The sequence below is a fragment of the Streptomyces sp. NPDC002701 genome (assembly GCF_042889045.1).
GTDB lineage: Bacteria > Actinomycetota > Actinomycetes > Streptomycetales > Streptomycetaceae > Streptomyces.
The window spans coordinates 317,339-337,128 of record NZ_JBIAQL010000008.1 but is presented as its reverse complement, the minus strand read 5'-3'; the positions used below and the strand labels follow the sequence as shown (position 1 = coordinate 337,128).

The 19,790-nt window shown below is 72.1% G+C and carries 22 protein-coding genes; 16 read left to right on the top strand and 6 right to left on the bottom strand.

Going from position 1 to position 19,790, the window contains the following annotated elements; genetic code table 11:
* Nucleotides 1-1,656: DNA polymerase III subunit alpha (dnaE, locus tag ACFYXC_RS23615; RefSeq protein WP_389553940.1), on the top strand; the 1,656-nt coding region annotated here is incomplete at its 5' end.
* Nucleotides 1,657-1,776: 120 nt separating this feature from the next.
* Here the strand turns inward: dnaE and ACFYXC_RS23610 are convergent.
* Complete coding sequence (locus tag ACFYXC_RS23610) at nucleotides 1,777-1,956, bottom strand: hypothetical protein (protein WP_388919716.1); 180 nt, start codon at nucleotides 1,954-1,956, stop codon at nucleotides 1,777-1,779.
* Nucleotides 1,957-2,177: 221 nt separating this feature from the next.
* On the opposite strand from ACFYXC_RS23610, the gene ACFYXC_RS23605 reads away from it, so the two are divergent.
* From ACFYXC_RS23605 to ACFYXC_RS23590, 4 genes are all read left to right on the top strand, one after another.
* Nucleotides 2,178-3,437 carry an NYN domain-containing protein gene (locus ACFYXC_RS23605; protein ID WP_389553939.1) on the top strand — a complete coding sequence of 420 codons (1,260 nt, stop codon included), beginning with the start codon at nucleotides 2,178-2,180 and terminating at the stop codon, nucleotides 3,435-3,437.
* Nucleotides 3,438-3,707: 270 nt separating this feature from the next.
* A complete protein-coding gene (locus ACFYXC_RS23600; RefSeq protein ID WP_388919920.1) occupies nucleotides 3,708-4,688 on the top strand; it encodes an ABC transporter ATP-binding protein in 981 nt (326 codons plus the stop codon).
* A gap of 70 nt (nucleotides 4,689-4,758) precedes the next feature.
* Entirely contained in the window at nucleotides 4,759-5,610 is an 852-nt protein-coding gene (locus tag ACFYXC_RS23595) for an ABC transporter permease (protein WP_389553938.1), read from the top strand.
* A gap of 34 nt (nucleotides 5,611-5,644) precedes the next feature.
* Nucleotides 5,645-6,283 carry an AAA family ATPase gene (locus tag ACFYXC_RS23590; RefSeq protein WP_389553937.1) on the top strand — a complete coding sequence of 213 codons (639 nt, stop codon included), beginning with the start codon at nucleotides 5,645-5,647 and terminating at the stop codon, nucleotides 6,281-6,283.
* Between the two features lie 160 nt (nucleotides 6,284-6,443).
* On the opposite strand, the gene ybaK is transcribed toward ACFYXC_RS23590, so the two are convergent.
* From ybaK to ACFYXC_RS23570, 4 genes are all read right to left on the bottom strand, one after another.
* Nucleotides 6,444-6,944, bottom strand: a complete 501-nt coding sequence (gene ybaK / locus ACFYXC_RS23585; RefSeq protein ID WP_389553936.1) for a Cys-tRNA(Pro) deacylase — start codon at nucleotides 6,942-6,944, stop codon at nucleotides 6,444-6,446.
* 40 nt (nucleotides 6,945-6,984) lie between these two features.
* Nucleotides 6,985-7,725, bottom strand: a complete 741-nt coding sequence (locus ACFYXC_RS23580; RefSeq protein WP_388919731.1) for an LON peptidase substrate-binding domain-containing protein — start codon at nucleotides 7,723-7,725, stop codon at nucleotides 6,985-6,987.
* An 11-nt stretch (nucleotides 7,726-7,736) separates the two neighbouring features.
* Nucleotides 7,737-8,780 carry a hypothetical protein gene (locus tag ACFYXC_RS23575; protein ID WP_388919734.1) on the bottom strand — a complete coding sequence of 348 codons (1,044 nt, stop codon included), beginning with the start codon at nucleotides 8,778-8,780 and terminating at the stop codon, nucleotides 7,737-7,739.
* A 164-nt stretch (nucleotides 8,781-8,944) separates the two neighbouring features.
* Nucleotides 8,945-10,525 carry an oxidoreductase gene (locus ACFYXC_RS23570; RefSeq protein ID WP_388919737.1) on the bottom strand — a complete coding sequence of 527 codons (1,581 nt, stop codon included), beginning with the start codon at nucleotides 10,523-10,525 and terminating at the stop codon, nucleotides 8,945-8,947.
* A 212-nt stretch (nucleotides 10,526-10,737) separates the two neighbouring features.
* Here ACFYXC_RS23570 and hisD point away from each other — a divergent pair, with 212 nt between their 5' ends.
* The 9 genes from hisD to ACFYXC_RS23525 all read left to right on the top strand — a co-directional run bounded on the left by hisD (nucleotide 10,738) and on the right by ACFYXC_RS23525 (nucleotide 16,913).
* Nucleotides 10,738-12,060 (top strand): histidinol dehydrogenase, encoded by a 1,323-nt coding sequence (gene hisD, locus ACFYXC_RS23565; RefSeq protein WP_389553935.1) that lies wholly within the window; start codon nucleotides 10,738-10,740, stop codon nucleotides 12,058-12,060.
* Nucleotides 12,057-13,238, top strand: a complete 1,182-nt coding sequence (locus ACFYXC_RS23560) for a histidinol-phosphate transaminase (protein ID WP_389553934.1) — start codon at nucleotides 12,057-12,059, stop codon at nucleotides 13,236-13,238. Before hisD ends, ACFYXC_RS23560 begins: the two co-directional genes overlap by 4 nt.
* Nucleotides 13,235-13,828 carry an imidazoleglycerol-phosphate dehydratase HisB gene (hisB, locus tag ACFYXC_RS23555; RefSeq protein ID WP_388919746.1) on the top strand — a complete coding sequence of 198 codons (594 nt, stop codon included), beginning with the start codon at nucleotides 13,235-13,237 and terminating at the stop codon, nucleotides 13,826-13,828. The genes ACFYXC_RS23560 and hisB overlap by 4 nt, the downstream gene beginning before the upstream one ends.
* 4 nt (nucleotides 13,829-13,832) lie before the next feature.
* Nucleotides 13,833-13,997: a hypothetical protein gene (locus ACFYXC_RS23550; protein ID WP_388919749.1), complete on the top strand. Its 165-nt coding sequence runs from the start codon at nucleotides 13,833-13,835 to the stop codon at nucleotides 13,995-13,997.
* Complete coding sequence (hisH, locus tag ACFYXC_RS23545) at nucleotides 13,994-14,647, top strand: imidazole glycerol phosphate synthase subunit HisH (protein WP_389553933.1); 654 nt, start codon at nucleotides 13,994-13,996, stop codon at nucleotides 14,645-14,647. Before ACFYXC_RS23550 ends, hisH begins: the two co-directional genes overlap by 4 nt.
* A gap of 3 nt (nucleotides 14,648-14,650) precedes the next feature.
* A complete protein-coding gene (gene priA / locus ACFYXC_RS23540; RefSeq protein WP_389553932.1) occupies nucleotides 14,651-15,376 on the top strand; it encodes a bifunctional 1-(5-phosphoribosyl)-5-((5-phosphoribosylamino)methylideneamino)imidazole-4-carboxamide isomerase/phosphoribosylanthranilate isomerase PriA in 726 nt (241 codons plus the stop codon).
* Nucleotides 15,373-15,771 carry a RidA family protein gene (locus tag ACFYXC_RS23535; protein ID WP_388919758.1) on the top strand — a complete coding sequence of 133 codons (399 nt, stop codon included), beginning with the start codon at nucleotides 15,373-15,375 and terminating at the stop codon, nucleotides 15,769-15,771. Before priA ends, ACFYXC_RS23535 begins: the two co-directional genes overlap by 4 nt.
* Entirely contained in the window at nucleotides 15,768-16,523 is a 756-nt protein-coding gene (gene hisF, locus ACFYXC_RS23530; protein WP_388919762.1) for an imidazole glycerol phosphate synthase subunit HisF, read from the top strand. Before ACFYXC_RS23535 ends, hisF begins: the two co-directional genes overlap by 4 nt.
* Nucleotides 16,524-16,772: 249 nt before the next feature.
* Nucleotides 16,773-16,913, top strand: a complete 141-nt coding sequence (locus ACFYXC_RS23525) for a hypothetical protein (RefSeq protein WP_389553931.1) — start codon at nucleotides 16,773-16,775, stop codon at nucleotides 16,911-16,913.
* A gap of 65 nt (nucleotides 16,914-16,978) precedes the next feature.
* On the opposite strand, the gene ACFYXC_RS23520 is transcribed toward ACFYXC_RS23525, so the two are convergent.
* Entirely contained in the window at nucleotides 16,979-17,614 is a 636-nt protein-coding gene (locus ACFYXC_RS23520; protein ID WP_388919765.1) for a TIGR03085 family metal-binding protein, read from the bottom strand.
* 159 nt (nucleotides 17,615-17,773) lie between these two features.
* Here ACFYXC_RS23520 and hisI point away from each other — a divergent pair, with 159 nt between their 5' ends.
* Entirely contained in the window at nucleotides 17,774-18,220 is a 447-nt protein-coding gene (gene hisI, locus ACFYXC_RS23515; RefSeq protein ID WP_389553930.1) for a phosphoribosyl-AMP cyclohydrolase, read from the top strand.
* Nucleotides 18,221-18,231: 11 nt separating this feature from the next.
* Nucleotides 18,232-19,761, top strand: a complete 1,530-nt coding sequence (locus ACFYXC_RS23510) for an anthranilate synthase component I (protein ID WP_389553929.1) — start codon at nucleotides 18,232-18,234, stop codon at nucleotides 19,759-19,761.
* Nucleotides 19,762-19,790 lie beyond the last annotated feature (29 nt).

Genomic DNA, 19,790 nt, shown 5'->3' with positions numbered 1-19,790 from the left:
TTCCAGTTCGACGGCGGCCCGATGCGCTCACTGCTCCGCCAGATGCAGCCCGACAACTTCGAGGACATCTCCGCCGTCTCGGCCCTCTACCGGCCGGGCCCGATGGGCATGAACTCCCACATCAACTACGCGGAGCGCAAGAACAAGCGCCAGGAGATCACCCCGATCCACCCCGAGCTGGAGGAGCCGCTCGAGGAGGTCCTGGCGGTCACCTACGGCCTGATCGTCTACCAGGAGCAGGTGCAGAAGGCCGCGCAGATCATCGCCGGCTACTCGCTCGGCGAGGCCGACATCCTGCGCCGCGTGATGGGCAAGAAGAAGCCCGACGAACTGGCGAAGAACTTCACCATCTTCCAGGCCGGCGCCCAGAAGAACGGCTACAGCCCCGAGGCGATCAAGGCGCTGTGGGACGTGCTGGTCCCGTTCGCCGGCTACGCGTTCAACAAGGCGCACTCCGCCGCGTACGGGCTGGTCTCCTACTGGACCGCCTACCTGAAGGCGAACTACCCCGCCGAGTACATGGCCGCGCTGCTCACCTCGGTCAAGGACGACAAGGACAAGTCGGCGATCTACCTCAACGAGTGCCGGCGCATGCGCATCAAGGTCCTCCCGCCGAACGTCAACGAGTCCGAGCAGAACTTCGCCGCGCAGGGCGACGACGTGATCCTCTTCGGCCTCTCGGCCGTCCGCAACGTCGGGACGAACGTGGTCGAGTCGATCATCCGCAGCCGCAAGGCCAAGGGGAAGTACGGCTCGTTCCCGGACTACCTCGACAAGGTCGAGGCGGTCGCCTGCAACAAGCGCACCACGGAATCCCTCATCAAGGCGGGCGCCTTCGACACGATGGGGCACACCCGCAAGGGCCTCACCGCGCACTTCGAGCCGATGATCGACAACGTGGTGCAGGTCAAGCGCAAGGAGGCCGAGGGCCAGTTCGACCTCTTCGGCGGCATGGGCGAGGAGGACAGCAGCGAGCCCGGCTTCGGACTCGACGTGGAGTTCACCACCGACGAGTGGGACAAGGCGTACCTGCTCGCCCAGGAGCGGGAGATGCTCGGCCTGTACGTGTCCGACCACCCGCTCTTCGGCCTGGAGCACGTGCTGTCCGACAAGGCCGACGCGGGCATCGCCCAGCTCACCGGCGGCGAGCACGGGGACGGCGCGGTCGTCACCATCGGCGGCATCATCTCCGGTCTCCAGCGCAAGATGACCAAGCAGGGCAACGCGTGGGCGATCGCCACCGTCGAGGACCTCGCCGGCTCCATCGAGTGCATGTTCTTCCCCGCGACCTACCAGCTGGTGTCGACGCAACTCGTCGAGGACGCCGTGGTGTTCGTCAAGGGCCGCCTCGACAAGCGCGAGGACGTCCCCCGTCTCGTCGCGATGGAGCTGCAGGTCCCGGACCTGTCGAACGCGGGCACCAACGCGCCCGTGATCCTCACCATCCCCGCCCTGAAGATCACCCCGCCCATGGTCAGCAGGCTCGGCGAGATCCTCAGCCACCACCGGGGCGAGAGCGAGGTGCGGATCAGGCTCCAGGGCCCGAGCAAGACCACGGTCCTGCGGCTCGACCGGCACCGGGTGAAACCGGATCCCGCGCTCTTCGGCGACCTGAAGGTACTGCTGGGCCCGGCCTGCCTGGCCACCACCGGCTGACGGCTTCCCGGAACTGCGGCTCCCAGGAACTGCGCCGGGCCGGACCGGCGCGAGGGGCGCACCCGTGCACGGGTGCGCCCCTCGGCGTATGCCTGGGCCCGAACGGCCCGTGCGCCCGGCTCAGTTGTGGCCGAAACGCTTCTGGTGCTTACGGGCGACATCGGCCGGGCTGCCCTGGATCTGCGACACCGGCGACTGCTGCGCCTGTGCCGAGGACCGCTCGGACTGCTCCTGCGCCCGCTCGGGCTGCGACGAACGCTCCTGTTCGCCGCCCTGCTTGCGGTTCCTGTTCTTGGCCATGGTGCTGCCTCCTAGGGGAGATTCGGGGCCAGGGCCGGACTCAGACTCACATAGGCTGAGGAGGTACGCATGTCGGAGAATTACCGTGTGTGACAAGGGCTGTGGGAGCGCCGTGACCCGATCCGCCACGCCGAAGATCGAGTTCCGGCCGTTAACCTCCGCGTGGTCGGGCAGACTCGAAGCAAGCCCGAAGCAAACCTCCCGGAAAGAGGGTGGATCGCGTGGACCGCTGCATCGTCCTGGTGGACGCCGGTTACCTGCTCGGGGCCGCTGCCAGTCTCCTCGCCGGGGAACCCTCGCGATCCCGGATCACCGTTGACCACGCCGCCCTCATCCAAGGGCTGCGCGAGCGCGCCGAGTCCGAGACGGAACGGCCCCTGCTGCGCATCTACTGGTTCGACGGGGCCCCCGACCGGGTACCGCAGCCGGAGCACCGCCGACTGCGCGTGATGCCCCGGGTCACGGTGCGCCTGGGCGCGCTGACCCGCAGCGACGGGCGGTGGGCGCAGAAGGGTGTGGACGCCGCCATGCACGCCGAGCTCACGGAACTGGCGCGCAACCGCGCCTGCTCCGACGTCGTGCTCGTCACCGGGGACGGGGACCTGCTGCCGGGCATGATGGCGGCGAAGGAACACGGGGTCGCCGTGCACCTGTGGGCCGTGCAGGCCGCGGACGGCGACTACAACCAGTCCGAGGACCTGGTGGCCGAGGCCGACGAGCGGCGCGTACTCGACCGCATCTGGATCACCAAGGCCGTCCGGGCCAAGGATCTCGGCGGGGTCTGCGCGCCGCCGCCCGTGCCGCGGCCCGAGATCGCCGCGATCCTCTCCGCGCCGCTGCCCGAGTCCGCGCTGAGCTCCGCGCTCGGCTCGACGGCGGAGCGGCCCGCGGAGGAGGCCGAGCACGCGCAGGCCGCGCCCGGTGAGAACGGCACGGAGGCGCGGGTGCCGGCCGCCGCGAAGGGCGTTCCCACGCCGAAGGATCTGGCCGCGCTGCGGGCGCCGGTGGCGCCCGGCGGGCCCGGGGCGCAGCCGGCGGCCCAGCATCCCGCCAACGCGACGCTCCGGTGGTCGTCCGACAAGGGCTGGGTCGACCGGGACCGGCCCGGCAGCGCCGCCGAGAGCGCGGAGGCGGCGCTGCTGCCGACGCTCGCGCAGCTCACCTCGGCGGAACAGCGGTGGGCCGACCGGGAGGAGGACATCACCACGGTGGGGGGTGACCCGTTCGAGGTCGGGCAGGTGTTCGCGCGGCGGTGGATGGGGCGGTTGTCCGACCAGACGCAGCTGCCCAAGCTGTCCATGATGTATCCGCGGGTGCCGCACCGGATCGACGGGGAGTTGCTGCGGTATGCGGCGCGGTTCGGGTTGCTCGCGCACAAGGACGACCAGATCGACGAGCATGACCGGTATGCGATTCGGGCGGGGTTCTGGCGGGAGATCGATGTGCGGACCTCGACGGAGCATGCGGCTGCGGGGGAGTAGGGGTTTGTCGGTTGTTTTTCGGCCGCGGGTCGGTGGGGGCTGGTCGCGCAGTTCCCCGCGCCCCTGAAAGATTGCGCCGTTCCTCGCGCCCCCAGAGGGTTGCGACGTTCCCCGTGCCCCTGGGTCCCTGCGTTCCTGGGGGCAGAGGAACGGGTGATATCGGGTGTATGCCCGCCCCGGGCGTTGTCCGGGGGGTGGGACCCCGTAGTCTCGGGTCTCGTGAGTACGCGCGCCGCACAGGGAGTCCGGGACGGGCACGGTGGGGATGTCGTGTGCGCGGTGCGGGATCTCACCAAGACCTATCCGGCGGTGCGCGGCCGGCGCGGGGCACCCGGTACGCCCGAGGTGCGGGCCACCGACGGGGTGCGGCTCGACATCCGGCGCGGCGAGATCTTCGGTCTGCTCGGGCCGAACGGCGCCGGCAAGACCACCCTCGTACGCCAGCTGACCGGGCTGATGCGCCCCGACCGCGGCAGCGTCGAGATCCTCGGGCACGACATCGTGCGCCATCCCGAGCGGGCGGCGCGGATCCTCGCGTACCTCGGTCAGGAGTCCACCGCGCTGGACGAGCTGACCGTGTCGCTCGCCGCGGAGACCACCGGACGGCTGCGCGGCCTGGACGTGCGCACCGCCCGGGCCGAGCGCGACGCGGTCCTGGAGGAGCTGGGACTCACCGCCCTCGCCTCGCGGCCCCTCAAGAAGCTCTCCGGCGGTCAGCGGCGGCTCGCCTGCTTCGCCACCGCCCTCGTCGGCGAGCGGCCCTTCCTGGTCCTCGACGAGCCGACCACCGGCATGGACCCCGTGGCGCGCCGCGCCGTCTGGGGCGCCGTCGACCGGCGCCGCGCCGAGCACGCCACGACGGTCCTCCTGGTCACCCACAACGTCATCGAGGCGGAGACGGTCCTCGACCGGGTCGCCGTGCTCGACAGGGGCCGCGTCATCGCCTGTGACACCCCCTCGGGGCTGAAGGAGCAGGTCGCCGGCGAGGTGCGCCTGGAACTGGTCTGGCGCGAGCGCGCCCCGCTCGACGTGCCCGAGGTCGCGGCCCTGCGCGACCGCGCCGTAGAGTCGGGCCGTCGCTGGTCGCTGCGGCTCTCCCCGGAGGAGGCCCGTGCCGCCGTCGCGGCGGTGACCGGCGGCGCCGCCTTCGCCGCCCTGGACGACTTCACGCTCGCCACTCCGAGCCTGGAGGACGTGTACCTGGCACTGGGCGGCAGTGCCGGAAGCGTACGGGGGTTGGTCAAGGCATGAGCACGACGGCCTTCGCAGCCGTACGGAACAGGTACAGGACGACAGCCGAAGCGAACAGGAGCCGCTCGACGTGAGTGTCGTACCCGCCGAGGTCCTGCCCGGCGCAGCCCGCGCGGACGGGAACCGGGTCGTGGACACCCTCGGCACCGAGGGCGGTGCCCGTGCCGTGGCCACGCTCGGTCCGCGCGCGCGGATGTGGCCGGCGCTGGCCGCCGTCTACCGCGCGCAGCTCTCCCGGGCCAGGGTGGCGCGGATCCCCCTGCTGTTCGTGGCGACCTTCCAGTCCGTCGGGATCATGGTCCTGATGCGCGGGGTCGTGGACGGCGGCGGCGAGGCGCGGGCCGTGGTCGCCGGTTCGTCGGTCCTCGTGGTCGCGTTCGTCGCGCTCAACCTGCTCGCCCAGTACTTCGGCCAGCTGCGCGCCAGTGGCGGTCTCGACCACTACGCGACGCTGCCCGTGCCGCCCGCCGCCGTCGTGCTCGGCGCGGCCGCCGCGTACGCCTCCTTCACCGTGCCGGGAACGCTGGTGACCGCCGTCGTCGGCAGCGTGCTCTTCCAGCTGCCGCTGACGCACCTGTGGATCCTGGTCGCCGTCATCCCGCTCGCGGGCGCGGCCCTCGCCGGACTCGGCGCGGCGCTCGGGCTGCTCGCGCCGCGTCCCGAGCTGGCCACGCTGCTCGGCCAGCTCGGCATGTCCGCCGCGCTGCTGCTCGGCGTGCTGCCGCCGGACCGGCTGCCGACGTACATCCAGTGGGCGCGTGACCTGCTGCCCTCCACCTACGGGGTGGAGGCACTCGCGCTGACCTTCGGGCCGGACCCGGACTGGGGGGTCGTCCTGCTCGACCTCGCCGTGTGCGCGGGCGTCGGCGTCGCCTCGCTGGCGGTCGCGACCTGGGCCTACCGCCGGGCGGCCGTCCGGTGACGCGGCCGACGGGCGGGCCTGGCACGATGTCGGTGTGACCGCACCGCTGACTCCGCCTCCGCCGCCGAACCACCAGCCGCAGCACGACGCCTGGCAGGCGCCGCCCGCCGGGTACGGGCTCGGCCATGAGGAGGACGGCCCGGGGATGAGGACAGAGCTGCGCGAGGCCGCGGTCGTCGCGGTCGCGATGGCGGTCGGCGGGGCGCTGCTCGGCTTCCTGTGGTGGTGGCTCGCCCCGCACGTGCCGCTCGTCTCGGACAGCACCACGGTCTACCTCAAGGACACGGAGGGCGAGCAGGCGGTCGCCGTGGACGGCACTTTCACCCTGCTGGCGCTCGCGTTCGGACTGGTCAGCGCGCTGGCTGTGTTCCTCCTGCGGCGCCGGGGCGGGATCGCGCTCGTCGTCGCGCTCACCGTCGGCGGCCTGCTCGGCTCCCTGCTCGCCTGGCGTCTCGGCATATGGCTCGGACCCAGCCAGGACGTGGTCGGGCGCGCCAAGGAGGCGGGCGTGGGCGTCACCTTCGACGCCCCTCTGGAGCTCGGCGCCAAGGGTGCCCTGCTCGCCTGGTCCGTCTCGGCCCTGCTGGCCCATCTGGGCCTGACGGCCCTCTTCGCCCCGAGGGACCCGGACCCCTTCCCGGACCCGTACCACCCGCAGGCCCCCAAGATGTGACAACCTCACCGGCCCGCGGGCGGCTCACCGATCCGGCGGAGCGTTCACGCGGGCCGGCGCCCGTGGTTCGCCCGCCCCTTACGGACCCGCCACTTCCGCTTGCGCGTCTTCTTCGACATGCCCTCGGTACTTAACCGAGAACCCCGCTCCCGTCGAGGGGTCACGCACGCCCGACGGGAGCAACCACCGCGTCCGTGAGCTTCACGAGGTCGTCCGGAGCCAGCTCGACTTCAAGCCCTCGCCGCCCCGCCGACACACAGATGGTCGTGTGCCCGCGCGCGGACTCGTCCAGCACCGTACGCAGCCGCTTGCGCTGCCCGAGCGGCGAGATGCCCCCGCGGACATAGCCCGTGGTGCGCTCCGCGGCCGCCGGATCGGCCATCGCGGCGCGTTTGCCGCCCACCGCCGCCGCCAGCGCCTTCAGGTCGAGGGAGCCCGCCACGGGGACGACGGCGACCGTCAGGTCCCCGTCGACGTCCGCGACCAGCGTCTTGAAGACCCGGTCGGGAGACACCCCCATCGCCTCGGCCGCCTCCTCGCCGTACGAGGGGTGCGCCGGGTCGTGCTCGTAGGCGTGCACCGTGAACGCGGTGCCCGCCGCGGTGAGCGCCACGGTCGCCGGCGTTCCGCCCGGCTGCTGCTTCTTCGGCTTCTTCGCCAAGGGGTCCTCCCCACCAAGGGACCTGCGGTCCGGGCTCGGGTCAGTTGAGGCTCGTCGGTCCGCGCGTCAGCTCGGAGGCGGGCAGCGACGGCAGGTTGCGGATGATCGCGGTCTCCGCCCGCAGCAGCGTCAGCTCCTCGCGCAGCCGGGACGCCGTGTCCGGTGCCTGGAGCAGCCGCTGCTTCGCCGGGACGTCGAGCATCGCCGCCGCCGCGACCAGGTACGAGACCACGGCCGGCTCGTCCGGCAGGTCGGCCCCGGTCGACAGGGACCGCTCCCGCGCCCCCGCCAGCCGTTTCTGGTACTGCCGGAAGGCCCGCAGCACCCCTTCGGCCAGCGCGCCCGCCTCCTCGCCGGGCTCCTCCGCCAGCTCCTCCAGCTCGGCCGTCAGATAGGGCCCGGAGGCGTCCACGGAGAGCAGCCGGACGCGGATCGTCCCGGTGGCCAGCACCTCGAAGCTGCCGTCGGCGCGTTCGCGGACGGTCGCGGCGTCGGCGATGCACCCCACCGCGTGGAACGCCTTCAGGGGCTCGTCGCCGAAGCCCGCCGAGGGGCCGCGCTGCAGCAGGGCCGTCTGGTCGGGCATGCCGGGCGAGGTGGCCGCGACCTCGTGGCCGTCGCGGATGGCGACGACGGCGAACCGGCGCGGTGCGTCCTCGGGGGTCTTCAGGAGATCGCGCATCATCGCGCGATAGCGCTCCTCGAAGATGTTCAGGGGGAGGACGAGCCCGGGGAACAGCACCGAGTTCAGGGGGAAGAGGGGAAGCCGGACGGTGGTCACGACGCGAAATCCTAGTGGTCACCCGAGGGTGCGGGGTCTGCGTGCTCACTCCGTGGATACGGGAGATCCCTGTTCCGTGTCCGCAGGGGCCTGTCCGCGGCCACCTGGAGCCGGATCCCGTCGCGCAGTTCGAGGAACTGGCCGAGCGGATCGTCACAGACGCGGTCCCAGGGGAAGGAGGTGGCGTACGGGCCGATCCGCCGCAGCTGTTCCAGCGCGTCCTCCCAGCGGCCGAGCCGGATCAGTACATAGGTGAGCAGGTTGCGGACCTCCGCGGGCCAGGGGTCGGCGTCCGCGTACCGGGCGGACAGGGCGATCGCCAGGTCGGCCGCCGAGTCGAGGCGCCGGCGGGGCACGGCGGCCTCGCCGTCCTGGAGCAGACAGGAGAAGGCGGCCCGCACGGGCAGCGCCTGGACGAGGGAGCCGGGCAGGGCGTCCTGCGCGGCCCGCTCGGCGAAGTCGAAGCATTCGCGGTGCGAGCCGTACCAGGCGGCGGACAGGTACTCCAGAGCGGCCACGTGGCAGCCGTAGTGGTGCGGGGAACGGCGTACGGCCTGCGCCCACAGCTGTTCGAACTCGGTGTGCGGGGCGTTCGTGCCCCGGGCGTGGTCCAGCGCGATCCGCCACGGCACCGGATCGCCGGGCTCGCCCTCTGCGGCGGCGGAGATCAGCGGCGCGACCTGCCGCAGCAGTTCGGCACGGGCCGGTGACCGCCAGCTCCGGCACACCGCGAGCTCGGCCCTGATCAGCGCCGCGTCCGGGTCGCGCGGAGCGGCGGAGCGCCAGTCGTCGAACCACTCGCCGCGGGAGAGGGCGAAGGCGGCGAGGCGGGTCGCGTACCGGTCCCGGTTCTCCCACTCGGCGGCCTCGCGGGTGGTGGACAGCAGTTTGCCCGCGGTGCCGTACTCCCCGCGGCCCGCCGCGACCAGGGCCGGACCGAGCCGCTCGTCCGGGGCGTCGAGCAGTACCTCGTCGTCGTCGGGCAGACCGGCGGCGAGACTCGAAGTGTTCCGCGCCATCCGGACCGTACGGAGGAGCGCTCGCAGCAGTGCCATGGTGCCGTCCATTGAATTCCGCAGGTCGGACGTGTGCCAGAGGGTGTGCGGTGACGCTTTCGTAACCGTGTTTCGGTTGCCCGGGCGAGGGTCAAGAGCGGGTAAAAGGTGACTGCCTCTCAGGTGCCGGGCGCCTGTCCGGCGGCCCCGCGAGGGCGGACCGCTCAGTTCCTGCGGAGCGTGCGGGTCGCGCCCGCCGCCACCGTCGTGGCCAGGATCCAGCCGAGCAGGATCACCGCCGCGGCCAGCCACTGCCAGCCGCCGCGCAGCTGCCAGAAGCCGACCTGGCCCAGGTCGATGACCGGCAGCAGCAGGTCCAGGGCGAACAGGGACGGGTTCCACGTCGGATGCTCACCGCGCTTGAGCGGCGGATGGTCGGCGTGCGCGAGGGCGATCGAGGTCGCCGCCCACAGCACGGCCATCCACACGGCCGCCCGCCCCGGCCGGTACCCGTAGGCGACCGTCCAGTCCTGCGCGTACCCCCACAGCTTGGCCGCGATCGGCAGGTTCTCGCGGCGGTGACGCTGCTTGGCGAGCAGCACCTCCCGCGCGTCCTCGTCCTCGCCGCCGTTGCGCAGCACCGTGGCGAGGCGCTCGTACGGCTCCGGGTTGTACTCCGGAGTGGCCGCGGCCACCCACTGCAGGCGCCCGGCCAGCGGGAACGGGCCGCGTGGCACCAGGTACTCGTACTGGAAGCCGGCCATCTGCAGCTGGCCGGCGCCCGGCCAGCTCGCCGCCTGGTCGATGAGGGTGACCACCCGGGCTCCGTTCAGCACGATCCGTCCGCGCTGCGGCCGGCGGCCGAGGAAGCGCAGCTCGGGCACCTGGACGCGGCGCAGCGAGATCTCCTGGTCGTCGCGGAGGGTGAGGCGGGCCTGCTCGAAGTCCACCGCGTCGCCGAACCGGCCGTCGTCGAGCCGGATCCCGCCCTCGCACTCGAAGTGCTGCACCCGGGTGCCGCGCGCCGGGGTCCGGCCGCTGGTCTGCACGGGGTCGAGGAGGCCCGCGGGGGTGAGGTACATGGTGCGCTCGACGGTCAGCTGGGGCGCGTTCAGTGCCCGGCGCCCGTAGGGATTGGTCAGCCGGCTGCCGCGCAGGCTGAGCGAGACGCCCACCTTCGCGCCGCGCAGGCTCAGCTCGCCGTGCGACTCCATCATCTCGGCCTGCAGGTCCTGTCCGACGGTCAGCCCGTCGCCGACCAGGGAGTTGCCGCGCCGGTCCCGGTCGATCACCGACTGGTTGAGCAGCAGGTCCGTGCCGATCTGCGCGTCGGTGAGGCGTATCCCGCGGTGGAAGCGGCAGCGCGGCAGGTGCAGATCGCCCTCGGTGTGCAGCCGGGCCGCCTCCAGCCGCGGTATCGCGCAGTCCACCAGCCGGACCGTCGTGAACCGGGACTCGGGCAGCAGGACCTCCCGGTCGAAGCGGCAGCCCTTCAGTTCGAGGTACGGCTCGACGGTGCCGCCCGCCAGGTCGAGGGCGTCGGCGATCCGCACCCCCGTCAGTTTGAGGGAGGCCACCCGGCCGTCGAGCGCGGGCGGCCCGTCCAGCAGCAGCCAGCACACGATCCGCGCCCGCACGGTGCGCTCGGGGCCCCAGGGGAGGCCGCCGTGCGGATCGTCCACCACGGCGTCCCCGGCTCGCAGGTCGTACACACTGCCGTTGCGGAACGCCTGCCACATGCCGGCCTCGGCACCGCTCAGGTCGTCGGGCAGCTCTCCGGCGCTGCGGCCGGCCCCGTCGGTCACGGTCTCCTCTTTCTCCCCTGCTACTCGCGGGTTTCGTACAGTCGTTCCTGTGATGCCCGCTGGGTGACCCGTTGAAAACTGAGAGTGACGATCGTCGCTCTGTGTGACCGTGAGCGGCGAAATCGGGCCATCCGCCGACCGGGGACCACGGCGCGTATCAGCGATTGATACAGCCGTCCGGGGCCCGGCGGCCGTCTGAGAGAATTGACCATGTGATCTCTCGAATCGATCTGCGCGGCGACGCCCTCCCCGAGGGTTCCGCCCTGCGCGACCTGCTGCCCCGAGCCGACTTCGACGTCTCGGCCGCCCTGGAGAAGGTGCGTCCGATCTGCGAGGCCGTGCATCATCGGGGCGACGCGGCGCTGATCGACTACGCGGAGCGCTTCGACGGCGTACGCCTCACGTCCGTACGGGTCCCCGCGCAGGCCCTCACCGACGCGCTCGACCAGCTCGACCCGGCTGTCCGCGCGGCTCTCGAGGAGTCCATCCGCCGCGCGCGCATCGTCCACCGCGAGCAGCGCCGCACCACGCACACCACCCAGGTCGTCCCCGGCGGCTCGGTCACCGAGAAGTGGGTGCCGGTCGGGCGCGTCGGGCTGTACGCACCCGGCGGCCGGTCCGTCTACCCCTCGTCCGTGATCATGAACGTGGTCCCGGCGCAGGAGGCCGGCGTCGGGTCGATCGCGCTCGCCTCGCCGGCTCAGTCCGACTTCGGCGGCCTGCCGCACCCGACGATCCTGGCCGCCTGCGCGCTGCTCGGGATCGACGAGGTGTACGCGGCCGGCGGCGCGACCGCCGTGGCGATGTTCGCGTACGGCACCGAGTCCTGCGCCTCCGCCGACATGGTCACCGGACCCGGCAACATCTGGGTCGCCGCCGCCAAGCGCTACTTCGCGGGCCGCATCGGCATCGACGCCGAGGCCGGTCCGACCGAGATCGCGATCCTCGCCGACGACACCGCCGACCCGGTGCACGTCGCCTCCGACCTGATCAGCCAGGCCGAGCACGACCCGCTCGCGGCCGCCGTCCTCGTCACCGACTCGGCCGCGCTCGCCGACGCCGTCGCCAAGGAGCTGGAGCCGCAGGTCGCCGCCACCAAGCACGTCGACGACCGGATCGTCCCGGCGCTGAACGGCAGGCAGTCCGCGATCGTGCTGGTCGACGGAGTGGAAGAGGGCCTGCGGGTCGTCGACGCGTACGGCGCCGAGCACCTGGAGATCCAGACCGCCGACGCGCCCGCGGTCGCCGACCGGGTCAGGAACGCCGGCGCGATCTTCGTCGGCCCCTGGGCGCCCGTCTCCCTCGGCGACTACGCGGCCGGCTCCAACCACGTGCTGCCAACCGGCGGCTGCGCGTGCCACTCCTCGGGTCTGTCGGTCCAGTCCTTCCTGCGCGGCATCCACATCGTGGACTACACGCGCGACGCGCTCGCCGAGGTCGCCCACCACGTGGTGACGCTCGCGGAGGCGGAGGACCTGCCCGCCCACGGGGCGGCGATCAAGGCCCGGTTCGGCTGGAAGGTGCCCGGCAAGTGAGCTCCTCCGCCGATGTCCCCGAGTCCCGCCGGGACGGCCTTCCCGTCCGTGACGAGCTGCGCGGGAAGTCCCCGTACGGCGCGCCCCAGCTCGACGTCCCCGTACGGCTCAACACCAACGAGAACCCGTACCCGCTGCCCGAACCGCTCGTCGAGCGGATCACCGAGCGGGTGCGCGAGGCCGCCCGCACCCTCAACCGCTACCCCGACCGGGACGCGGTCGAGCTGCGCACCGAACTGGCCGCCTATCTGACCAAGACGGGCAAGTACGTGCTCGGCGTTGAGAACGTCTGGGCGGCGAACGGCTCGAACGAAGTCATCCAGCAGCTGCTGCAGACCTTCGCCGGTCCCGGCCGCACCGCGATCGGCTTCGAACCCTCGTACTCGATGCACGGCCTGATCTCGCGCGGCACCGGCACGGGCTGGATCTCCGGACCCCGCAACGAGGACTTCACGATCGACCTCGCCGCCGCCGTCGAGGCGATCGCCGAGCACCGGCCCCACGTCGTGTTCGTCACGACCCCCAACAACCCCACGGGCAACGCGGTCCCGCCCGCCACGGTCCGCGCGCTGTACGAGGCGGCGCAGACGGCCAGGGCCGCGACGGGCGGGGCGATGGTCGTCGTCGACGAGGCGTACGTCGAGTTCAGCCATGGCGACTCACTGCTGCCGCTGCTCGAAGGCCGGCCGCACCTCGTCGTCTCGCGCACGATGTCCAAGGCGTTCGGCGCGGCCGGGCTGCGCCTCGGCTACCTCGCCGCCCACCCGGCGGTCGTCGACGCCGTCCAGCTCGTCCGGCTGCCGTACCACCTGTCGGCCGTCACCCAGGCCACCGCGCTGGCCGCCCTGGAACACACCGACACGCTGCTCGGCTATGTCGAACAGCTGAAGTCCGAGCGGGACCGGCTGGTCACCGAACTGCGCGCACTCGGCTTCGAGGTGACCGAGTCCGACGCCAACTTCGTCCAGTTCGGGCGCTTCGACGGCGCCGCTGGATCGCACGAGGCATGGCGGCGGATCCTCGACCGGGGCGTCCTGGTCCGGGACAACGGCGTACCGGGATGGCTGCGGGTCACCGCCGGCACCCCGGCCGAGAACGACGCGTTCCTCGACGCGGTCCGTGAGTTGCCGAAACCCCTGGCGGCCACCTCCACACCCCCGAAGGAGCAGAACGCATGAGCCGCACAGGCCGTGTCGAACGGAACACCAAGGAGACCTCCGTCGTCGTCGAGATCGACCTCGACGGCAGCGGGAAGGTCGATGTGTCGACAGGCGTCGGCTTCTACGACCACATGCTCGACCAGCTCGGCCGGCACGGTCTGTTCGACCTCACCGTGAAGACCGAGGGCGACCTGCACATCGACTCGCACCACACCATCGAGGACACCGCCCTCGCACTGGGCGGCGCCTTCAAGCAGGCGCTCGGCGACAAGGTCGGCATCTACCGCTTCGGCAACTGCACCGTCCCGCTGGACGAGTCGCTCGCCCAGGTCACCGTCGACCTCTCGGGGCGCCCCTACCTCGTGCACACCGAGCCCGAGAAGATGGCGCCGATGATCGGCGAGTACGACACGACGATGACCCGGCACATCCTGGAGTCCTTCGTCGCCCAGGCGCAGATCGCCCTGCACGTGCACGTGCCGTACGGGCGCAACGCCCACCACATCGTGGAGTGCCAGTTCAAGGCGCTCGCCCGGGCCCTGCGGTACGCCTCCGAGCGCGACCCGCGCGCGGCGGGCATCCTTCCCTCCACGAAGGGTGCGCTGTAAAGCCATGAGCGGCCTCTCCACCGTACTGATCGTCGTCGGGCTCTTCCTGCTCGGCGGGGTCTACTCCTTCGTCAAGCAACAGATGCCCAAGAGCCTGATCGTCCTGCTGTCGATCGGCGCGGCGATGTGTCTCGTGGCGGGCATCCTCCGACTGGAGGTGTGGAATTGAGTACGTCCTCCACCCCTTCGAAGCGCGTGGTCGTCTTCGACTACGGCTTCGGGAACGTCAGGTCCGCCGAACGCGCCCTCGCGCGCGCGGGCGCCGACGTCGAGATCACCCGCGACTTCGACCAGGCCATGAACGCGGACGGGCTGCTGGTGCCGGGCGTCGGCGCCTTCGCCGCCTGCATGGGCGGCCTCAGGGAGGCACGCGGCGACTGGATCGTGGGCCGCCGCCTCGCCGGCGGCCGCCCGGTCATGGGCATCTGCGTCGGCATGCAGATCCTCTTCGAGCGCGGCATCGAGCACGGTGTCGAGACCGAGGGCCTCGACGAGTGGCCCGGCTCGGTCGAGCCGCTCCAGGCCGACGTCGTGCCCCACATGGGCTGGAACACCGTCGAGGCACCGGCCGGCAGCGAGCTCTTCGCCGGCCTCGACGCGGACGCGCGCTTCTACTTCGTGCACTCCTACGCCGTCCACGACTGGGCCCTGGAGACCGCGAACCCCGCGATGCGCGCACCGCTCGTCACCTGGTCCACGCACGGCAAGCCCTTCGTGGCGGCCGTCGAGAACGGCGCCCTGTGGGCCACCCAGTTCCACCCCGAGAAGTCCGGCGACGCCGGAGCCCAGCTGCTCACCAACTGGATCGGAACCCTGTAGACCATGGCCAAGCTCGAACTCCTCCCCGCCGTCGACGTCCGTGACGGCCAGGCCGTCCGGCTCGTGCACGGCGAGTCCGGCACGGAGACCTCGTACGGTTCCCCGCTCGAAGCGGCCCTCGCGTGGCAGCGGTCGGGCGCCGAGTGGCTGCACCTGGTGGACCTGGACGCCGCGTTCGGCACGGGCGACAACCGCGCGCTGATCGCCGAGGTCGCCGGCGCCATGGACATCAAGGTGGAGCTGTCCGGCGGCATCCGCGACGACGACACCCTCGCCGCGGCCCTCGCCACCGGCTGCACCCGCGTCAACCTCGGCACCGCGGCCCTGGAGACCCCCGAGTGGGTCGCCGAGGTCATCGCCGAGCACGGCGACAAGATCGCGGTGGGCCTCGACGTACGCGGCACCACGCTGCGCGGCCGCGGCTGGACCCGCGACGGCGGCGACCTCTACGAGACGCTGGAGCGCCTCGACAAGGAGGGCTGCGCACGGTACGTCGTCACCGACATCGCCAAGGACGGCACCCTCCAGGGCCCGAACCTGGACCTCCTGAAGAACGTGTGCGCGGCGACGGACCGTCCCGTGGTCGCCTCCGGGGGCGTGTCCTCGCTGGACGACCTCCGCGCCATCGCCGAGCTCGTCCCCCTCGGTGTGGAGGGCTCGATCGTCGGAAAGGCCCTGTACGCCAAGGCGTTCACCCTGGAAGAGGCACTCGCGGCGGTGTCCGCATGAGCGCCGTACGACGCGTCACGACCGGCGCGCCCTGGGAGGAAGCCTTCGGCTACTCCCGCGCGGTGGAGCTGCCGAACGGGCTGGTGCTGGTCTCCGGCTGCACCTCCGTGGTGGACGGCCAGATCGCCGGCGGCGACCCGTACGAGCAGGCCGTCAACTCGTTCAACGTCGCGCTGGCCGCCCTGAAGCAGCTCGGCCTCGGCCGCGAGCACGTCGTCCGCACCCGGATGTACCTCACGCACGCCCGGGACGTGGAGGACATCGGCCGCGCCCACAAGGAGCTGTTCGACGAGGTCCGGCCCGCCTCGTCGCTGGTCATCGTCTCCGGTTTCGTGGACCCCGGTCTGGTGGTCGAGGTCGAGGTGGAGGCGTACCGGGAGGCTCCCGCGTCATGACCCTCGCCGTACGCGTCATCCCCTGCCTGGACGTCGACAACGGCCGGGTCGTCAAGGGCGTCAACTTCCAGAACCTGCGTGACGCGGGCGACCCCGTCGAGATGGCCAAGGTGTACGACGCCGAGGGCGCCGACGAGCTGACGTTCCTGGACATCACCGCGTCCTCCGGCAACCGCGAGACCACCTACGACGTGGTGCGCCGCACTGCCGAGCAGGTGTTCATCCCGCTCACCGTGGGCGGCGGTGTACGCACCGGCGAGGACGTGGACAAGCTGCTGCGGGCCGGCGCGGACAAGGTCGGTGTGAACACCGCCGCCATCGCCCGCCCCGACCTGATCCGGGAGATCGCGGAGCGGTTCGGACGGCAGGTGCTCGTCCTGTCGGTGGACGCCCGCCGGACGGACACCGGGTCCTTCGAGGTGACCACCCACGGCGGCCGCAAGGGCACCGGCATCGACGCCGTCGAGTGGGCGCACCGGGCGGCCGAACTGGGCGCGGGCGAGATCCTGCTCAACTCGATGGACGCCGACGGCACCAAGGACGGCTACGACCTGGAGATGATCCGGGCCGTACGCAAGCACGTCACGGTGCCGGTCATCGCGTCCGGCGGAGCGGGCAGCCTCGCCGACTTCCCACCGGCCGTCGACGCGGGGGCGGACGCCGTGCTGGCCGCGTCCGTCTTCCACTTCGGAGACCTGCGGATCGGCCAGGTGAAGCAGGGACTACGGGAGGCGGGCCATCCCGTGCGGTGACACGGTCCGGTACGGCAGAAAGGTGATCGAGAAAGAAAAGTTGCGCAGTTTTTATTGCGCAACTTTGGGCTTCGTCGAACCGCTGAATGGGCTGGGTACTGCCGGATTCGGGGCCGGTGCTGTCGTCGGGGATCGCGGGCGGGGCCGTCGCGATCGGGGCGCTCGCCCACGTGCCGACGGTCGCCGCCGCCGCCGTCGGGGTGGCAACCGCCGTCGGACTGCCTCGGGCTCGCCCCGCTCACGTTCCCGGTGACCGGTGCGGCCATCGCGCTGTGGGGCACCGGGCCCGTCTTCGTCGCGAGCGCGGCCGTGTGCGTGCTCGGCGGGCTGCTCGGCCTGGCCTCCCCGGCGCTGCGCCACGCGGAGCTTCCCGGCCAGGGCCGGGTGTGACCGCTCCGCGCACGACGGGGGGCGGGCCCGCCTTCAGGGGTGCGGGCCCGCGTGCGAGCAGGGTCCTAGAGACCCAGCTGCTTGCTCTCCTGGAGTTTGACGATCGCGTTCTTGTCGCCCTCCACCTCCACATCGGCCGCGCTCTGACGGCCATGGGCGAAGAGCACCAGCTCGGAGGGCTCGCCCGTCACCGTCACCACGGGAGTGCCCCGGTGTGCGACGGCCGTCTGCCCGTCCGGGCGCCGCAGGACCAGACCGGTGGGCGCGCCACGCCCCATCAGCCGGGCCGCGCGTTCGAGACGGGACCACAGGGCGTCCTGGAACACCGGGTCGAGCACGCGCGGGACCCAGTCGGGCCGGGCGCGGCGCACGTCCTCGGTGTGGACGTAGAACTCGACCGCGTTCGACGCCTCGTCCACCTGCTTGAGGGAGAACGGCGAGAACCGCGGCGGTCCCGTACGGATGAGCTGGATCAGCTCCTCGTACGGCTTCGCGGTGAACTCCGCCATCACCCGCTCCAGGCGCGGCGCGAGCTGTTTGATCAGGATGCCGCCGGCGGCGTCGGGGCGGCGCTCGCGCACCACGACGTGGGCGGCCAGATCACGGGTGTTCCAGCCCTCGCACAGAGTGGGGGCGTCCGGTCCCTCGGCCTCCAACAGATCGGCGAGGAGAAGTCGTTCACGCTTCGCATGGGTCGACATGTCTGCCAGCCTACGACCGCACCGGCCGTCCGCCCACTTCTCCCGGCCACCCATCTCGGTGCGGGCCCCGTCGCCCCTCTCGGCCGGTGGGCCCCGCCGCCTCTCTCAGCCAGTGGACGCCGTCCGGGTGCGGGCGGCCGGCGCGGCACAATGGTCGGCATGACCAGCACGCCCACGCCCGGCACACCCAGCGGCCTGGACCCCGAGATCGCCGCCCGCCTCAGGCGCGGCGCCGACGGGCTCGTACCCGCCATCGCCCAGCAGTACGACACCGGTGAGGTGCTGATGCTCGGCTGGATGGACGACGAGGCGCTGCACCGCACCCTGACGACCGGCCGGTGCACCTACTGGTCGCGCAGCCGCCAGGAGTACTGGGTCAAGGGCGACACCTCCGGCCACTTCCAGTGGGTCAGGTCCGTCGCCCTGGACTGCGACGCCGACACCGTGCTGGTCAAGGTCGACCAGGTCGGCGCAGCCTGCCACACCGGGGACCGCACCTGCTTCGACGCCGACGTGCTCCTGAAGGACGCCGGGGACGCGCGGGACACGGGGGGCGCCGGGGACGCGGGGGGCGCCGGTTCCGGCGTACCGGCCGTGGATCAGTAGGGTCAGCGGCCATGGACCTCGAGACCTTCCGCAAGCTGGCCACCGACCGGCGTGTCATCCCCGTCAGCCGCAAGCTCCTCGCGGACGGCGACACGCCCGTCGCGCTCTACCGCAAACTCGCCGCCGAGCGCCCCGGCACCTTCCTCCTGGAGTCCGCGGAGAACGGCCGCACCTGGTCGCGCTACTCCTTCGTGGGCGTCCGCTCGGCCGCCACCCTCACCGAGCGCGACGGCCGGGCGCACTGGCTGGGCACCCCGCCCGTCGGCGTCCCGGTCGACGGCGACCCCCTCGCGGCCCTGCGCGCCACCATCGAGGCCCTGCACACCCCGCACGACCTCACCCACGGCTCCGACGCGACCGCGTTCCCCCCGTTCACCGGCGGCATGGTCGGCTACCTCGGATACGACATCGTGCGCCGCCTGGAGAAGATCGGCCCCGGCGAGCGCGACGACCTGAAACTGCCCGAGCTCACCATGCTGCTCACCAGCGACCTCGCGGTCCTGGACCACTGGGACGGCTCGGTCCTGCTGATCGCCAACGCGATCAACCACAACGACCTCGACACGGGCGTCGACGAGGCTCACCACGACGCCGTGGCCCGCCTCGACGCCATGGAGGCGGACCTCTCGCGCTCCGTCTCGCAGCCGCCGGCCGCGCTCCCGCCCTCCGAACTCCCCGAGTTCACCGCGCTGTGGGGCGGCCCCGACTACCAGCTCGCCGTCGAGGACATCAAGGAACGCATCCGGGCCGGCGAGGCGTTCCAGGTCGTCCCCTCCCAGCGGTTCGAGACGCCGTGCACGGCGAGCGCGCTCGACGTCTACCGGGTCCTGCGGGCGACCAACCCCTCCCCGTACATGTACCTCTTCCGCTTCGACGGTTTCGACGTCGTCGGTTCCTCGCCGGAGGCCCTGGTCAAGGTCGAGGACGGGCAGGCGATGGTCCACCCCATCGCGGGCACCCGGCCGCGCGGCGCCACGGTCCAGGAGGACCAGGCCCTCGCCGACGAGCTGATCGGCGACCCCAAGGAGCGCGCCGAGCACCTGATGCTCGTCGACCTGGGCCGCAACGACCTGGGGCGGGTCTGCGAACCCGGCTCCGTGGAGGTCGTCGACTTCATGTCCATCGAGCGCTACTCGCACGTCATGCACATCGTGTCGACGGTCACCGGCAAGGTCGCGCAGGGGCGTACGGCCTTCGACGTACTCACCGCCTGCTTCCCCGCGGGCACCCTCTCCGGTGCCCCCAAGCCCCGCGCGATGCAGATCATCGACGAGCTGGAGCCCTCGCGGCGCGGCCTGTACGGCGGCTGCGTCGGCTACCTCGACTTCGCGGGCGACTCCGACACGGCCATCGCCATCCGTACGGCCCTGCTGCGCGACGGCACGGCGTACGTACAGGCGGGCGCCGGGGTCGTCGCCGACTCGGACCCCGTCGCCGAGGACACCGAGTGCCGCAACAAGGCCGCCGCGGTCCTGCGGGCCGTCCACACGGCCAACCGGCTCGGAAAGCAGGCCCGCCCGGACGCGCACCCGGACAGGTGACGATTCAGGGGGTGTAAACCGGGCATACC

Bases quoted from the DNA above. Each gene is read 5' to 3' on its own strand.
- ACFYXC_RS23610 (WP_388919716.1), bottom strand. From the start codon at position 1,956: ATGGCCAAGAACAGGAACCGCAAGCAGGGCGGCGAACAGGAGCGTTCG.
- ACFYXC_RS23575 (WP_388919734.1), bottom strand. From the start codon at position 8,780: ATGGCACTGCTGCGAGCGCTCCTCCGTACGGTCCGGATGGCGCGGAAC.
- hisB (WP_388919746.1), top strand. From the start codon at position 13,235: ATGAGCCGCACAGGCCGTGTCGAACGGAACACCAAGGAGACCTCCGTC.
- ACFYXC_RS23550 (WP_388919749.1), top strand. From the start codon at position 13,833: ATGAGCGGCCTCTCCACCGTACTGATCGTCGTCGGGCTCTTCCTGCTC.
- priA (WP_389553932.1), top strand. From the start codon at position 14,651: ATGGCCAAGCTCGAACTCCTCCCCGCCGTCGACGTCCGTGACGGCCAG.
- ACFYXC_RS23535 (WP_388919758.1), top strand. From the start codon at position 15,373: ATGAGCGCCGTACGACGCGTCACGACCGGCGCGCCCTGGGAGGAAGCC.
- hisF (WP_388919762.1), top strand. From the start codon at position 15,768: ATGACCCTCGCCGTACGCGTCATCCCCTGCCTGGACGTCGACAACGGC.
- ACFYXC_RS23520 (WP_388919765.1), bottom strand. From the start codon at position 17,614: ATGTCGACCCATGCGAAGCGTGAACGACTTCTCCTCGCCGATCTGTTG.
- hisI (WP_389553930.1), top strand. From the start codon at position 17,774: ATGACCAGCACGCCCACGCCCGGCACACCCAGCGGCCTGGACCCCGAG.
- ACFYXC_RS23510 (WP_389553929.1), top strand. From the start codon at position 18,232: ATGGACCTCGAGACCTTCCGCAAGCTGGCCACCGACCGGCGTGTCATC.